Below are 15843 nucleotides of genomic sequence, written 5' to 3' on the forward strand. Positions count from 1 at the left end.
CGGGGCAGGGTTGAGGGGTTCGAGGCGCTGTGACGCGCCTGAGTGGCCGCGGAAGGTTTTCCACAGGCATGCCTCACGCCCGGCCGGATTTCCACAGAACCGTGTTCGGTCTCTTGGCGGCGCGGTGAGCTGAGCGAAGGTCTGGAACCGGAGGTGGTTCCATGGCCGCGAAGGATGAGCTCGGCAGGCACGGCGAACAGATCGCCGTCGACTATCTGCTCGCACACGACCTGCAGATTCTGGATCGCAACTGGCGGTGCCCGGACGGGGAGATCGACGTCGTCGCCCGGGAGGGGGGCACGCTCGTCGCGGTGGAGGTGAAAACCCGTTCCGGCCGCAGCCACGGCACCGCCTTCGAGGCGGTCACCGACGCGAAGATCGCCCGTCTGCGCGGGCTCGCGGCCAGATGGCTCGCCGAGCGCCAGGGCGGATTCGACGCGATCCGCGTCGACGTCGTCGCCCTGGAGCGGTTCGCCGGGGATTTCGTCGTCCGCCACGAGCGGGGGGTGTGCTGATGTCCCCCGGTCCGTCGATCTTTTCCGGCCTGTCATGGATCATCCGCTCCCCGCGGGGGGTGGGGTGAGTGGCCGTCGCACGCACGCGCTGTGTCGCCCTGGTCGGGGTGACCGGCCGTCTCGTCGAGGTCGAGGCCGATGTGGGCAGCGGCGTGGCGGGTCTCCACCTCATCGGCATGCTCGACACCGCGCTGAGCGAGGCCCGTGACCGGGTCCGTTCCGCCCTGGTCAACAGCCGCTACGCCTGGCCGGACTCCCGGATCACGGTCAGCCTGTTTCCCGCGAGCCTGCCCAAGCGCGGGAGCCTGTTCGACGTCGCGATCGCCATGGCCCTGCTCGCGGCGGCCGGGTTCGTGCCCGCCGCCAGGGTCGCCGAGCCGTTCTTCCTGGGCGAGCTGGGCCTGGACGGCTCGGTCAGGCCGGTGCGGGGCGTGCTCCCCGCCGTGCTGGCTGCCGTCGCGGCCGGTGCCCGCACCGTCGTCGTCCCGGCCCGTAACGCCGCCGAGGCCGGTCTCGTGCCGGGGGTGACCGTGGTCCCGGCGACCACGCTGGGCGCGCTGGTGAGCTGGCTGCGGAGCGACGAACCGGCGGGGGCTCTTCCGCCCGGGGCTGGAGAGTCCGGGTCTGGAGATCGCGATTCGGGGGCCGCAGGCCCGCTCCCGCCGGGATTTCCCGGTGAGGCGGGCCTCGGGGACGCCCCCGGTTCCGGTGACGGGCAGGGTGTCGCCCTTGATCTGGGAGACGTCGCCGGACAGCCCCTCGCCCGCCGGGCTCTGGAGATCTGCGCCGCTGGCGGCCACAACCTCTGGATGCTCGGCCCTCCCGGCACGGGCAAGACCATGCTCGCCGAGCGGCTGCCGACCCTGCTCCCGGCCCTGGAGCGGGACCAGGCCCTGGAGGTGACCGCCATCCACTCGGTCGCCGGGGTGCTGCCCAGGGACCGTCCCCTGCTGGTCCGCCCGCCGTTCGTGGCCCCCCACCACACCGCGACCGTCGCGTCCGTCATCGGCGGGGGCAGCGGGGTGATCCGTCCGGGGGCCGTCTCACTGGCCCACCGGGGAGTGCTCTTCCTGGACGAGGCTCCCGAGTTCTCGGCGACCGTTCTCGACGCGCTCAGGCAGCCGCTCGAATCGGGGCGGGTGACGGTCTCCAGGGCGCTGGCGTCGGTGACCTTCCCCGCCAGGTTCGTGCTGGTGTTGGCGGCCAACCGGTGCCCGTGCGCACGGCCCTCCACCCCTGACGACCCGTGCGCGTGCGCTCCCGCGGCCCGCCGCCGCTATCTCGCCAGGCTCTCCGGCCCGCTGCTCGACCGGGTGGACATCAAGGTCGGCCTGTTTCGCTCGACCAGGCGCGAGCTCCTCGCCGACCGCCGGTTCATCGAGTCGAGCGGGGTGGTGGCCGAGCGGGTGCTGCTCGCGCGTGAGCGGGCCGCCAAACGGTTCGCGAACACCCCGTGGCGGTGCAACGCGGAGGTGCCCGCCCGTGCCCTCCACACCGAATACCGTCCGCCGCCCGCGGCGATGTCGCCGCTGCTCGGGCATCTCGACAGCGGACGGCTGAGCGCCCGGGGCCTCGACCGGATTCTCAAGCTGGCCTGGACCCTGGCCGATCTCGCGGGCAAGGACCGGCCGGAGCTCCACGAGACCAATTCCGCGCTCGGGCTCTGGCTGGGGGAGGAACGATGAGCGACAGGCTGGCACGCCTCACCCTGATGCGCCTGGCCGAGCCGGGCGACGCCATGATGGGCGCCCTCGTGGCCCTGCGCGGCCCCGAGGTCGCCGTCGCCCTGATCCGCGAGGGCGCCGCGGACGAGGGGCTCACCCGATGGCTCGCCGACACCCACGGCCGCCCGGCCGGAAACCCCGGCCTGCCGGTCGGAGGTCCCGGCCCGCGTGGGACGGGTCCGGAGCCGCTGGGCGGGGGGTCCGGCTCACGCGGCGGCCATCTCCCTCCGCGTGACGGGGGCCGGGGCCCGCGTGACGGGAGTCCGGAGCCGAGAGGCGGAGCGTCCGGCCCATCCGGGGAACGCCCCTTCTCCCGTGACGGCTTGGGGGCGGTGCGGCACGAGAGATCAGGCGCGTCCGGTGGCCGGTCGGGCGGTGGCCGGTCCGGAGTGGGTGACGGCGCGGGCGACGGCTCGGGGACCGCGCGGGAGGGGCGGCTCGCGGCCAGGCTCGACCGGACGGTCGCCTCCTGGGCGGCCCGGTTGAGGACGGCCGATCCCGAACGTGACCTGGCCGAGGGCGAGCGGATCGGGGCCAGGCTGGTGGTTCCCGGAGATCCCGAATGGCCGACCCAACTGGACGACCTGGGAAACTCCCGGCCCCATGCTCTCTGGCTGCACGGCGACGCCGATCTGCGATTCTCCTGTCTCAGATCCATCGCGGTCGTCGGCTCCCGGGCCGCCACGCCGTATGGCGCGCACGTGGCGGCGGAGCTCGGGGCCGGGCTGGGCGAGAGAGGGTGGGGCGTCGTCTCCGGCGGTGCCTACGGCATCGACGGGGCTGCCCACCGGGGTGCCCTCGCCGGAGAGGGACCGACCGTCGCCGTGCTCGCCTGCGGCGCCGACGTCGCCTATCCCAGCGCGCACCAGCAGCTGTTCGCCGCCATCCGGGCGCGGGGGGTGCTGGTCAGCGAGTGCCCCATGGGCGCGCATCCGACCCGGCCGAGGTTCCTCGTCAGAAACCGCCTCATCGCGGCCCTGTCCAGGGGCACCGTGGTCGTCGAGGCGGCCGTGCGCAGCGGAGCGCTCAACACCGCCGGGCACGCGATCGCGCTCAACCGTCATCTGGCCGCGATTCCGGGCCCGGTGACCTCGGAGTTCTCGGTGGGGTGCCATCGGCTGATCCGCCAGGGCAGGGCCACCTGTGTCACCGGCCCCGAGGAGGTGATCGAACTCGCCGGAACGATGGGCACCGACCTGGCCCCGGAGCCGCACGGCCCGGTGCTTCCCCGCGACCGGCTCGACCCGGAGAGCCGGAAGGTCGTCGAGGCCATGCCCACCCGGATCGGCGTGGGCCCCGCGACGATAGCCGTCGCCGCGGGCGTCGACCTGGAGACCGTGCTCTCCTGCCTCGGCGGCCTGGCCGCCGCGGGCTACGTCGAACGCGTCGCCCGAGGCTGGCGCCTCCGCCCCGACCGCCCTCCCGGCGGATAGCCCGTTCTCGGCCTGTTCCCGCCCCGTTACCGGGTCGAGGATTCGCCGGTCGAACTCACGGATCCGGAGTGGCCACCGGTGCGGGGCAGGCTGGGGATGTGGAGTGGCCCCGCAGGGGAGAAGCGGGTCGCTGGCTGCGAGGGCGGGACGGCATCGGGGCGGGGCAGGGCAGGTCGTGGATGTGGGGTGGCCGCGGGGCGGAACGAGTCAGGGGATCATGCGGCGGGCTGCAGAGTCGGAGCGGGCCACAGGGGGCTGCGGAGTCGGAGTGGGCCACAGGGGGAGGAGACGGACCTGGCCGTGGCCGAGGAGGAGCAGGGGGTCGAGATAGGCGCGGTCGCGGAGCAGGCCCCAGTGCAGGCAGGTGGCGGGGCAGTGCCCCGGGACGTCCTGGAGGGTGCCGATCACCTCACCGGTGGCCACCTTCTGCCCGCGCCGCACCGAGGGCTGGACGGGCAGATAGGTGGTCCGCAGGCCACCGGGATGGAGCACGGTCACCACCCCCCGGTCCGCGAGCGGCCCGGCGTAGCCGACCGTTCCCGCTCCCGCGGCGCGCACCTCGGCTCCGGGAGACGCGGAGAGATCGGCGCCCCGATGACCGGCCAGCCACGGCTGCGTCGGCGGTGCGAAGCCCCTGAGCACCCGTGGCCGCCCGGCGAGCGGCCACTCCCAGCGAGAAGACTCCCGGAGAGGGGACTCGGGGGAAGGGGCCAGAGAGGGGGCGAGCGCCCCGGCCGGATGCGCCGTCCCCGCCGGGCCGTGCGCGGCGGTGAGGGTGGTCGCGGGGGTGGCCACAGGAGTCATCACGCCGTACGCGCGGCCGGTTACGACGATGGGTTGCGTGAGGGCGGTCGCGGACGGGGTGGCCAGGACCAGCGAGCACAACAGAGCTCGCAGCCCCACGGTGTGGACGGGCTTCATGCCTGTGAGCATGAAGACCCGTGATGGGCCGGGTATGGGCCGAATGGAATTCTGTGGATAAGCGGCCAAGAAGGTGACTGAGGACAGGGCCGAGAGGGTTCCTGAACGTCGAGTGAGCGGTGCGGGCCGTGGGATGTGGTGCGAGCGCTGGGACTGAAACTTCGCGTGAGCGGTGAAGGGGCTTGGGATGTGGTGTTGGCTGGGATGACCCACGGAGCGCTGAGATGACCTGGAAATGTCGGCCAAGCGGGACAGGGATGTTATGAGCGGGGGAGTCCCGGACCGTCGTGTGAGTGGGGATCAGGTGGTCGAAGAGCGTATCCGCGAGCTGGCCGCGGAGGTGGGCGTCGCGTTGCCGCCGGTCCGGGTGAGCGGAGACGATCCGGTGCTGCCCTCCGTCTTCCGGGTGGGCACCGCCGCCGCGGTCGCCGTCGGGGCCGCCACCGCGGCGGCCGCGGCGCTCAAAGGGAGCGGAAGCCAGGCCGCGGTGGACGTGTGGGAGGCGGCGATCGCCTTCCTGGACGAGCGTCACTTCAAGATCGACGGGGTCGCCGTGGATCTATGGGCTTCCCTCTCCGGTGACTATCGGACCGCCGACGGCTGGGTCCGGCTGCACTGCAACTTCGGCCACCACCGTGACGCGGCCCTCGCGGCGCTGGGACTGCCCGTCGGTGTGGGCGGAGACGCTGTCGAACGCGCGTGCGCGGGACGTACCGCAGTCGAGATCGAGGAAACGGTGACGGCCGCGGGAGGGTGCGCGGCGGCCATGCGCGACCGCGCCGGATGGCGTGAGCACCCGCAGTCACGGGCGGTCGCCGCGTCGCCGCTCGTCCACCTGACCCGGATCGGCGATCTCGGTTGTCCGAGGACCGGTGCTTCGGGAGGCGGGGGAGGGCGGGTGCTCGACGGGGTACGAGTGCTCGACCTGACCAGGGTGATCGCCGGGCCGGTGGCGACCCGCACGCTGGCCGCCCACGGGGCCCAGGTGCTCAGGGTGGGTGCCCGGCACCTTCCCGAGGTGCCGGGGCTGGTGATCGGTACCGCGTTCGGCAAGCGGTCCTGCCATCTCGACCTGAGGACTCCGTCCGGGAGCGCCGCGCTGCGCGACCTGGTGGCGGAGGCCGACGTGCTTGTGCAGTCCTACCGGCCGGGTGCCCTCGAAGCGCTGGGGTTCGGTCCCCGCAGACTGGCCGAGATCAGGCCGGGGATCGTGTGCGTTGATATCTCGGCGTACGGCGGGCGGGGGCCGTGGGCTGGCAGGCGCGGGTTCGACAGCCTGGTGCAGATGGTGTCCGGTATCGCCCACGAGGGCGGCGACGGATCGCGGCCGCGTCCGCTGCCCGCCCAGGTTCTCGACCACGCCACCGGCCACCTGGCCGCCTTCGGCGCGATGGCCGCCCTGCTCCGCCGGTCCACCGAGGGGGGATCCTGGAGGGTGGAGCTCTCCCTGGCCAGGACCGCGCGGTGGCTGGACGGCCTCGGCCGGGTCGGCGGAGTGGCCGCGCCGGAGCCCGACGTCACCGGCATGATCGAGGAGATGGACAGTGCTTTCGGCCGCCTGACCTACCTCCGGCCGCCCGGCACCGTCGACGGTGTGTCACCGTACTGGTCGAGCCCGCCTCCAGAGCGGGGTGAGCACCCACCCACCTGGCGGTGAGGCGTCCCCCGGCTTCCCAGGCCTCTCACGAAGGGCTTTCCGTAGGGGCCTCTTGCGAACGCTTTCGCGAAGTGCTTCCTGCGAAGAGGTCTCACGCGGACGGCCTCGCCGTGGGCGTACCCCTGCTGACAGGGAGCGGCCCGCAGGGGCTATCGGGTTGGGACGGGGTCGTCGGCAGGGGCGGGGGAGTGGCGCAGGGGGGAGAGCCAGATCCACGCGATCGTGGTCAGGACCCCGGCCGCGGAGATCCAGAACACCGGGCGCAGCCCGAGCAGCTCACCGGCCAGGCCACCCGCGAGGCCGCCGAGGGTGAGGACACCCTGGATCAGGAAGGACTGCGTGGCGTTGACCCGGCCGCGCAGCTCGGCGGGGGTCTCGCGCAGGGTGATGGCACCCATGCAGACGGAGAAGGCCACGACGGCCACACCGGAGGCAACCGCGCTGGCGGACAGGAGGAGGAAACTGCGCCACACCGGTCCCGAGGCCAGTGCGGCGATCACGAAGTCGACGGGGAATAGCAGCACGGAGCAGGCCAGGATCCGGTTCTCGCCGTAGCGTCCGGTCAGGCGCGGGACGAGGGCCGCGCCGATCAGGCCGCCGACGCCGAAGCAGGCGGTGACGGCACCCACCAGTCCCGCGGGCAGGCCGATCACGTTGAGCGCGTAGATCACGAACAGTGCCATGTAGACACTGCCGAAGAAATTGATCGTGATCCCCGCGCCGCAGAGCGCGCGGAGTATCGGGTGCCCGGCCACCGTGTCCAGGCCCTCGCGGATCTCGGTCCACATGCCACGCGGGGGAGCGGGCGTGTGCTTCTCCGGCGCCTTGATCGACCTGATCAGTAACGCCGAGGCCAGGAACGACACCGCGTCGACCAGGATCGCGAACGGTGCCGTGATCAGCTGGACCAGCAGCCCGGCGAGACCCGGCCCGGCGACGGTCGCCACGGCGAAGGCCGACTGGAAGCCCGCGAGGGCCTCGGTCCGCTGACTCTCGTGGACCACGGTGACCAGGTGCGGGAAGTTGACCGCCCGGAAGATCACCGAGCAGGTGCCGACGACGAACGCCACCGCGATCAGCCACGGCACGCTGAGCAGCCCGGTGATCCAGGCCGCCGGGATCGTGGCCATGGCGACGGCCGAGACCGTGTCGCAGGCGACCATGACCGGCCGGTGCCGCCTCAGCCGGTCGGCGAGGGCACCCGCCTGGAGCCCGATCAGCAGGTAGGGCAGCGAGGTCGCGGCGGTGAGCACGCCCATCTGGGTCGGGGACGCGCCGAGCAGGACGGCGGCGGTCAGTGGCACCGCCAGCCGGGAGACCTCGGTACCGGTCTCGGTGACGGCGCGGGCGGAGAGCAGGAGCCGGTAGTCGCGCTGCTTCCTGAGAGGCACCGGCTCGGTCGCGGGAGTCGCGGGAGTCGCGGGGGTCATGGGAGCGACGGGAATGGCGGAGGTCGCAGGGTTCGCGGGGGTCACAGGAGTGGCGGGGGTTACGAAAACTGCGGGAGTCGCGGGGACTGCGGGGTTCCCGGAGGTCGCGGGGGTCACGGGAGTGGCGGAGGTCGCGGGAGCCACGGGGTTCGCGGAGGTCGCGGGGGGCGCAGGGTGCGCGGGAGCCGCAGGGGTCACGGGGTTCGCGGGAGTGGCGGGGGTCGCGGGGGTCACGGCGATCCGTCCCTTTCCGGCTTCCGGTGACTCTGAAGGGAATGCTTCATAACTGTGAAGATAACCCTTCACAGTTATGAAGGCAATGCTTCATACGTGGAGTGGGTACGGTCTGCACATGACCGAGGTACCGAGGCGCACGTCCCTCACCGACCCCACGGCGATGCGCGCGCTGGCGCACCCCGCGCGGCTCGCGATCCTGAACCGGCTCCAGGCCGAGGAGCCCTGTACCGCGACCGAGGTCGCCGAGGTCGTCGGGGTCACGCCCAGCGCGGCCAGCTACCACCTGCGCATGCTCGCCAAGTACGGCTTCGTCGAGGACGCGCCCGCGCGCGGCGACGGCAGGGAACGGCTCTGGCGCTCCAGTGCCGTGGGGCTCAGCGTCAGCCCCGACCCGGATGACGGCCCGGACGTGCGCAGCGCCAAGGAGTTCCTGATCAAGGCGTTGCGGGAGCAGGCGGCGGAGGAGGTGGACAGGGCGATGGAGAACCTGGAGCGGGAGTCACGGGAGTGGCGCGAGGCCGCGCTGTTCAACCGTGCCGTCCTGCTGGTCGACGCCGAGGAGCTGAAGGTGCTGAACGAGCGGATCGACGAGCTGCTCGCCCCCTACAAGACCACCGTCAGGGACCGGGAGGACGCCCCGCCCGGGGCCCGGGTCTCCGAGGCACAGGTCAGCCTCTTCCCCCGGGCCCGGCGCCGGCCGCACGGCCTTCCACGCGACGCGTAAGGGGCGCTTGACGGCTGAAGGTCGGGAAGAGGCGCGGTTGCGGGTACACTTTTGGTGGCCTGTGAGTCATGGGCCGACTTCGCATGCCCCGTCAAGAACCGGGATCCCTCGGTCCGGGCGAGAGCCCGGCTGGATCCGGTTCGGGGCATCAGGGCGACAGCCGCAGGCTGTCGCGTCCAACCGAGAACAGCGCCCAGAGATGGGCGCCCCGATCTGGAGGACATCAATGTCCACCCCCGTCGTCACCATGCGACAGCTGCTGGAAAGCGGCGTGCACTTCGGCCACCAGACCCGTCGCTGGAACCCGAAGATGAAGCGCTTCATCTTCACCGAGCGCAACGGCATCTACATCATCGACCTTCAGAAGTCGCTGGCCTTCATCGACAGGGCCTACGACTTCGTCAAGGAGACCGTCGCGCACGGCGGCACGATCATGTTCATCGGCACGAAGAAGCAGGCCCAGGAGGCCATCGCCGAGCAGGCGGCCCGCGTCGGCATGCCGTACGTCAACCAGCGCTGGCTGGGTGGCATGCTCACCAACTTCTCCACCGTGCACAAGAGGCTCCAGCGCCTGAAGGAGCTGGAGGAGCTCGACTTCGACAACGTGGCCGCCTCGGGGCTCACGAAGAAGGAGCTCCTCATGCGCCGCCGCGAGAAGGAGAAGCTTGAGCGCACCCTCGGCGGCATCCGGGACATGTCCCGGATCCCGAGCGCGGTGTGGGTCGTCGACACCAAGAAGGAGCACATCGGGATCAGCGAGGCTCGCAAGCTTCACATCCCGGTCGTGGCCATTCTCGACACCAACTGCGACCCCGACGAGGTCGACTACCCGATCCCGGGTAACGACGACGCCATCCGCGCCGTCGGCCTGCTGACCCGCGTCGTCGCCGACGCCGTCGCCGCCGGTCTCATGGCCCGCGCCGGTGCCAACCGCGGCGGGGACGACAAGCCGGCCGTCGCCGGTGGCGCCGAGCCGCTGGCCGAGTGGGAGCAGGAGCTGCTCGCGGGCGGCGCCGACAGCGCCCCGGCCGCCGAGGCCGAGACCACCGAGGCCACCGAGGCCGAGGTCGCGGAGGCCCCCGCCGAGACCGTCGAGACCGAGGCCGCGGAGGCTCCCGCCGACGCCGCGGACGCTCCCGCCGCCGAGGCCGAGTCCACCGAGAAGCAGGCCTAGGTCACTCCGTACGGCTCCGGCCGTACGACCCGCAAGACCCTTCCGGGTGGGTGCCGCTCAGTCGGGGGCACCCACCCGATCCACGACGATTCCCACGAGGAAAAGACAATGGCTTCCGTGAACATGGCCGACGTCAAGCGGCTTCGTGAGCTGACCGCCGCCGGCATGATGGACTGCAAGAAGGCTCTTGAGTCGTCCGAGGGCGACTTCGACCGCGCGGTCGAGATCCTCCGCCTCAAGGGCGCCAAGGACGTCGGCAAGCGTGAGGCCCGTACCGCCTCCAACGGCCTGGTCGCCCTGAAGCAGGAGGGCGACTCCGCCGCCGCGCTGCTGGAGCTCAACTGCGAGACCGACTTCGTCGCCAAGGGCGAGCGTTTCCAGGAGCTCGCGGGCCAGGTGGTCGACCACATCCTGGCCACCAAGCCGTCCGACGTGCCCTCGCTGCTCGACTCCGAGTTCGACGGCAAGAGCGTCAAGGCGCACCTCGACGAGGCCAACGCCGCGCTCGGTGAGAAGATCGAGATCCGCAGGTTCGCCGTGCTTGAGGGCGGCTTCATCGGCGCCTACATGCACAAGACCGACCCCCAGCTTCCCCCGGCGGTCGGCGTGCTCGTGCAGCTCGACTCCCCGAACGCCGACGTGGCCAAGGACATCGCGCAGCACGCCGCCGCGATGGCCCCGAAGTACCTCAGCCCCGCCGAGGTCCCGGCCGACGTCGTCGAGAAGGAGCGCGCGCTCTTCGAGGAGATGACCCGCGAGGAGGGCAAGCCCGAGGCCGCCATCGGCAAGATCGTTGATGGCCGGATCAACGGCTGGTACAAGGACTTCACCCTCCTTGAGCAGTCCTTCGTCAAGGACAACAAGAAGTCGGTCGCGAAGTTCGCGGACGAGAATGGTGTCAAGGTCCAGGCCTTCGTCCGCTTCAAGGTCGGCCAGGCCTAATCCCTGACATCCGCTCTTCAAACAGAGCATCAAACGAGGAGGCCGCCGCCGTGCAGGAGAACACAGGACCCGCTACGCCGGCGGTTTCTTCGTACTCGGACCCGCTTCGCTGGAAGCGGGTGATGTTGAAGCTGTCCGGGGAGGCGTTCGCCGGCGGAGAGCCGCTGGGCATCGATCCGGGCGTCGTGGGCCACCTCGCCGACTCGATCGCCGAGGCCGTACGCGGTGGCGTGCAGGTCTCGGTCGTCGTGGGCGGCGGCAACATGTTCCGGGGCGCCGCCCTGTCCGAGCGCGGCATGGACCGCGCGAGGGCCGACTACATGGGCATGCTCGGCACGGTCATCAACTGCCTGGCCCTCCAGGACTTCCTGGAGAAGCGGGGCATCGACACCCGCGTCCAGACGGCGATCACCATGCAGCAGGTCGCCGAGCCGTTCCTGCCCCGCCGGGCCATCCGTCACCTGGAGAAGGGCCGCGTGGTCATCTTCGGGGCGGGGCTCGGCTCGCCGTTCTTCTCCACCGACACCTGCGCCGCGCAGCGAGCGCTGGAGATCGGTGCCGAGGCGCTGCTCAAGGGCACCCAGGTGGACGGCGTCTACGACGCCGACCCCCGCAAGAACCCCGACGCCGTCCGGTTCGACCATCTCGAATATGGTGAGGTGTTGACCCGCGGTCTCGGAGTCATGGACGCCACCGCCATCAGCCTGTGCATGGACAACAGCCTTCCCATCGTGGTCTTCGACCTCATGGGTGAGGGCAACATCCTGCGGGCGGTACGCGGTGAGAAGATCGGCACGCTGGTGAGCCCCGCACGGTAGCGAGCCGGCATGGCGACAGGCCGGCGCGGCGACAGGGCCGGTACGGCAACGGGAGCGAGCCCGACGCAGCGAGTGGAGTGGTACGCGAGGTAGGAGCGTCCCGCGAAGCGAGTGAGGAGTGGTGAGCGACCAGAGGACAGGGAGCGAGCCCGACGCAGCGAGTGGAGTGGTACGCGAGGTAGGAGCGTCCCGCGAAGCGAGTGAGGAGTGGTGAGCGACCAGAGGACAGGGAGCGAGCCCGACGTAGCGAGTGGAGTGGTACGCGAGGTAGGAGCGTCCCGCGAAGCGAGTGAGGAGGGGCGCGTGACCGAGAAGACAGGGTGCGAACCTGACGTAACGAGCTGAGCGGTACGCGACCGTGGCGGTCCAGTGGGCCCGCGGCGTGATGACGTCCCGCGAAGTGCGTGAGGATGGGGAGTGACCGAGAAGACAGGGAGCCGCTGTGATCGACGAAACCCTCCTCGAAGCCGAGGAAAAGATGGACAAGGCCGTGTCGGTGGCGAAGGACGACTTCGCGGGCATCCGCACAGGTCGTGTCACCCCGTCGATGTTCAACAAGATCAGCGCTGAGTACTACGGGACACCCACCCCCATTCAGCAACTCGCCTCGTTCCACGTGCCCGAGGCGCGCATGGTCATCATCCAGCCCTTCGACAAGAGCTCGATGGCGGCGATCGAGAAGGCGATCCGCAACTCGGACCTCGGTGTGAACCCCGGTAACGACGGAGTGGTGATCCGGGTGGCCTTCCCCGAGCTGTCGGAGGATCGCCGCAAGGAGTACATCAAGGTCGCCCGGAACAAGGCGGAGCACTCCAGGGTCTCGATTCGCAACATCCGTCGCAACGCCAAGGAGACCTTGGACAAGCTGATCAAGGATGGCGAGGCCGGTGAGGACGAGGTGCGCCGGGCGGAGAAGGAGCTCGACGACCTCACCCAGAAGCATGTCGCCAAGATTGACGAGCTGCTCAAGCACAAGGAATCCGAGCTGCTTGAGGTCTGAGCCACGATCCTTGTCCCGCGCGGGCCGTCCGTGCGGGGCAAGGATTTTGTGTAGGTATGAAAGTAGGACCCCCTGTGGAACCCGTGGCGGGCAGTAGCCGTACCGGCCGGAATCTCCCCGTCGCAGCGGCGGTGGGGCTCGCCCTGGCGGCGGTCATCATCGCCTCCCTGTACTTCGTGAAGGTGCTCTTCCTCGCCGTGGTGATCGCGGCGGTGGGCATCGGCGTGACGGAGCTGGTCCGGTCGTTCGAGGCCAGAGGCACCCGCGTCCCCCTGATCCCGGTTCTGGCGGGCATGGCCGGGATGCTGGCCGGCGCCTACTGGGGCGGGACCGCCTGGCTGGTCGGCGTCTTCGCGATGACCGTGCTCGGGCTGATGATCTGGCGGATGTTCCTGGGCACCGAGAACTACGTCCGCGACACCGCCGCGACCATCCTGGTCGTCGTCTACCCCTCCCTGCTCGTCGGGTTCGTGGCGCTGCTGCTCGCCAACCCCGACCAGGGCGCGGACCGGGTGGTCGTCTTCATCGCCACCACCGCCGCGAGCGACATCGGCGGGTATTTCGCCGGGATCTCCCTCGGCAGGCACAAGATGGCCCCGGTGATCAGCCCGAAGAAGACCTGGGAGGGCTTCGCCGGGTCGGCGCTGGCCTGCATGGCGGTGGGCGGCTGGCTGGTGGCGTGGCTGCTGGAGGACGACATCTGGAAGGGCGTCCTCATCGGCGCGGTCGTGGTGGTCTTCGCCACGCTCGGCGACCTCGTCGAGTCGGTGATCAAACGCGATCTCGGCGTCAAGGACATGGGCAGCGTGCTTCCCGGCCACGGCGGCATGATGGACCGCCTCGACTCCCTGGTCGCCGCGCTGATCCCGGTCTGGATCCTGCTCACCCTGCTGGTCTGACCACCGTTCCGACCTGTCATCTCGCGGTGGTGAGCCGGGTCGCGGACAGGCGGGGGAGCACCGCCCGGTAGCCCTGGGCCGAGACCAGGTTCAGCTCGTCCGGGGTGATCGGGACGAGCCAGAGCCACTGCACGGCGTCGCCCCCGAAGGAGAAGCCCGACATGTCGGGTAGTCCTGGCAGCCCGGTCAGCATCATGACGCCGCCGTAGGCGGAGCCGAGCGGGAAGGTCTCCGGCCGGTGGTACCACTTGGCGGTGTGGCCGTGGCCCAGCCAGGTGACCGAGTGCCATGGGTACTGCCCCAGCCACAGGAACAGCCGGGCCGCGTCGCGGGCGTCGCCGGGGGAGGCGACGGCGAGCTCCACCCGGGCGTACGCGTCGGGCCGGTCGATGTACTGCTCGACGGTGGGCATCCGCTGGCAGCTCATCCCGACCGTGGACAGGATCGTGTGCTCCCTGTCCCGTTCCGGCGGGCGTTCGGTGATGCCCACCGCGGGCATCCGCTCGCCCCCCGCGTCCCAGAACCTGCCCGCGGTACCGATCCTGCGGTCCAGGTGGCCCATCACGAACTGCTGGAACGAGGCCCAGGCGCCGTCTCCTCCGCGCCACTCCCAGTAGGCGCGGGCCTTGGCGATCCGGGAGGCCAGGCCGTCGTGGGCCTCCTCCAGCGACCAGGCGAACGGGGACTCGCCCAGCGCGTCGCGGGAGTAGCCGGGCATTCCCCGGCTCATGTCCGCCCACCCAGGAATGACCGCGAGCAGCTCGTCGTTCTCGTACAGGGCGACGCCGTCGCCCTCCTCGAACCACAGTGATCGCAGCGCGCCCAGCGGGCCCCGGCCCTCGGGGTGCCGGGTGTTCGCCCGGGGGGCCATCGGCGGCAGTTCGGAGTTCAGGCGCTCCGGGGCGATCCCGTCCGGGGCCGGGCGGTGGTTGGCCAGCCAGACGGCTCCGTGCACCATTCCCCCCGGTCCGCACAGGTAAGCTACCGAGGAAGTCTCGTCGCGTTCGACCACCAGGGTGCGGCTTCCGTAGGGATTGACGTCGGTAAGTACGACCTCGACGCCGTCTCCCCGCTCTTCCGCGGGGCCCGTGGGGCGGTTTGTCGCCATACCTCCGGACTCTAGATCACTGTCGGGCACCGCTTCGAGCATTCGCGTAACCGTTGAGAGAAGGCGTTGGACTTGTCGACCGTCAGCCCGTCCGGGACCCCCGTACCCGGCCAGCTCACCTTCGTGGCGCCGCGCCGGGCCAAGCCCGCCCGCCACCTGGCCGACCTGACCATGGCCGAGCGCCGGGCGGTCGTCGCCGAGCTGGGCGAGAAGCCGTTCCGCGCCGACCAGCTCTCCCGGCACTACTTCGAGAAGCTCAACGGCGATCCCGAGCTGATGACGGACCTCCCGGCCTCGGCCAGGGAGAAGTTCGCCGCCGCGCTGTTCCCCAACCTGCTGACCTCGGTCAGGGAGATGACCACCGACGCGGGGACCACCCGCAAGACGCTGTGGCGGCTCTTCGACGGCGCGCTGGTCGAGTCGGTCCTCATGCGCTACACCGACCGTACGACCATGTGCGTGTCGTCGCAGGCCGGGTGCGGGATGAACTGCCCGTTCTGCGCCACCGGACAGGCGGGCCTGACCCGCAACATGACCACCGCCGAGATCGTCGAGCAGGTCGTCGCCGGGGCCCGCGCGCTCGCGGCCGGTGACGTTCCCGGTGGTCCCGGCCGGGTCAGCAACGTGGTCTTCATGGGCATGGGCGAGCCGCTGGCCAACTACAAGGCCGTGATCGGCGCCGTCCGCCGCATGGTCGAGCCCGCCCCCGACGGCCTGGGCATCTCCGCCCGGGGCGTCACCGTCTCCACGGTCGGCCTGGTCCCCGCGATCGGCAAGCTCGCGGCCGAGGGCCTGCCGGTGACGCTGGCGCTCTCGCTGCACGCCCCCGACGACGAGCTCCGCGACACGCTGGTGCCGATCAACACCCGCTGGAAGGTCGCCGAGGTCCTCGACGCGGCCTGGGACTACGCGGCCACGACCAAGCGCCGGGTCTCCATCGAGTACGCGCTGATCAAGGACATCAACGACCAGGAGTGGCGCGCCGACCTGCTCGGCAAGCTGATCAAGAACAAGCTCGTGCACGTCAACCTGATCCCGCTCAACCCGACCCCGGGTTCGAAGTGGACCGCCTCCCGCCCGGAGGACGAGCGGGCCTTCGTCCGCCGCCTGGAGTACCACGGCGTGCCGGTGACGGTCCGCGACACCCGTGGCCGCGAGATCGACGGCGCCTGCGGCCAGCTCGCCGCCGCCGAGTAGCTTTCCCACCGCACGGCCGCCTCTCCCGAGGCGCCGACCGTTACCGTACGGCTGCGCCCACCCA

The 15843-nt window shown here is 71.0% G+C and carries 14 protein-coding genes; 11 read left to right on the forward strand and 3 right to left on the reverse strand.

The annotated features are described in order from the left end of the window. Window positions 1-161 precede the first annotated feature (161 nt). The 3 genes from ACW9TB_RS12365 (at window position 162) to dprA (ending at window position 3672) form a co-directional block, all read left to right on the forward strand. Window positions 162-515, forward strand: a complete 354-nt coding sequence (locus tag ACW9TB_RS12365) for a YraN family protein (protein ID WP_472748108.1) — start codon at window positions 162-164, stop codon at window positions 513-515. Window positions 516-583: 68 nt separating this feature from the next. After that, window positions 584-2200 carry a YifB family Mg chelatase-like AAA ATPase gene (locus ACW9TB_RS12370; RefSeq protein WP_472748109.1) on the forward strand — a complete coding sequence of 539 codons (1617 nt, stop codon included), beginning with the start codon at window positions 584-586 and terminating at the stop codon, window positions 2198-2200. Then, a complete protein-coding gene (dprA, locus tag ACW9TB_RS12375; RefSeq protein WP_472748110.1) occupies window positions 2197-3672 on the forward strand; it encodes a DNA-processing protein DprA in 1476 nt (491 codons plus the stop codon). Before ACW9TB_RS12370 ends, dprA begins: the two co-directional genes overlap by 4 nt. A 207-nt stretch (window positions 3673-3879) precedes the next feature. On the opposite strand, the gene ACW9TB_RS12380 is transcribed toward dprA, so the two are convergent. Then, complete coding sequence (locus tag ACW9TB_RS12380; protein WP_472748111.1) at window positions 3880-4593, reverse strand: murein hydrolase activator EnvC family protein; 714 nt, start codon at window positions 4591-4593, stop codon at window positions 3880-3882. A gap of 304 nt (window positions 4594-4897) precedes the next feature. Between ACW9TB_RS12380 and ACW9TB_RS12385 the strand changes: the two genes are divergently transcribed. Then, complete coding sequence (locus ACW9TB_RS12385; RefSeq protein WP_472748112.1) at window positions 4898-6250, forward strand: CoA transferase; 1353 nt, start codon at window positions 4898-4900, stop codon at window positions 6248-6250. A gap of 149 nt (window positions 6251-6399) precedes the next feature. Here the strand turns inward: ACW9TB_RS12385 and ACW9TB_RS12390 are convergent, their stop codons facing one another. Further along, entirely contained in the window at window positions 6400-7680 is a 1281-nt protein-coding gene (locus tag ACW9TB_RS12390) for an MFS transporter (protein WP_472748113.1), read from the reverse strand. 352 nt (window positions 7681-8032) lie between these two features. Between ACW9TB_RS12390 and ACW9TB_RS12395 the strand changes: the two genes are divergently transcribed. The 6 genes from ACW9TB_RS12395 (at window position 8033) to ACW9TB_RS12420 (ending at window position 13474) form a co-directional block, all read left to right on the forward strand. Further along, window positions 8033-8641, forward strand: coding sequence for an ArsR/SmtB family transcription factor (locus ACW9TB_RS12395; protein WP_472748114.1), 609 nt, complete (start codon window positions 8033-8035; stop codon window positions 8639-8641). 226 nt (window positions 8642-8867) lie between these two features. Next, window positions 8868-9815 carry a 30S ribosomal protein S2 gene (gene rpsB, locus ACW9TB_RS12400; RefSeq protein WP_472748115.1) on the forward strand — a complete coding sequence of 316 codons (948 nt, stop codon included), beginning with the start codon at window positions 8868-8870 and terminating at the stop codon, window positions 9813-9815. A gap of 108 nt (window positions 9816-9923) precedes the next feature. Continuing rightward, entirely contained in the window at window positions 9924-10757 is an 834-nt protein-coding gene (gene tsf / locus ACW9TB_RS12405; RefSeq protein ID WP_472748116.1) for a translation elongation factor Ts, read from the forward strand. A 50-nt stretch (window positions 10758-10807) separates the two neighbouring features. Beyond that, entirely contained in the window at window positions 10808-11575 is a 768-nt protein-coding gene (gene pyrH, locus ACW9TB_RS12410) for a UMP kinase (RefSeq protein ID WP_472748117.1), read from the forward strand. Window positions 11576-12017: 442 nt separating this feature from the next. Beyond that, window positions 12018-12575 carry a ribosome recycling factor gene (gene frr, locus ACW9TB_RS12415; protein ID WP_472748118.1) on the forward strand — a complete coding sequence of 186 codons (558 nt, stop codon included), beginning with the start codon at window positions 12018-12020 and terminating at the stop codon, window positions 12573-12575. Between the two features lie 56 nt (window positions 12576-12631). After that, a complete protein-coding gene (locus ACW9TB_RS12420) occupies window positions 12632-13474 on the forward strand; it encodes a phosphatidate cytidylyltransferase (protein ID WP_472748119.1) in 843 nt (280 codons plus the stop codon). A 16-nt stretch (window positions 13475-13490) separates the two neighbouring features. Here ACW9TB_RS12420 and ACW9TB_RS12425 read toward each other — a convergent pair whose 3' ends face one another. Further along, window positions 13491-14582 (reverse strand): suppressor of fused domain protein, encoded by a 1092-nt coding sequence (locus ACW9TB_RS12425; RefSeq protein ID WP_472748120.1) that lies wholly within the window; start codon window positions 14580-14582, stop codon window positions 13491-13493. Window positions 14583-14654: 72 nt separating this feature from the next. Here ACW9TB_RS12425 and rlmN point away from each other — a divergent pair, with 72 nt between their 5' ends. After that, on the forward strand, window positions 14655-15779 hold the full coding sequence (gene rlmN / locus ACW9TB_RS12430; RefSeq protein WP_472748121.1) for a dual-specificity RNA methyltransferase RlmN: 1125 nt from the start codon (window positions 14655-14657) through the stop codon (window positions 15777-15779). Window positions 15780-15843: the final 64 nt, after the last annotated feature.

This window comes from Streptosporangium sp. H13245 (genome assembly GCF_055690525.1).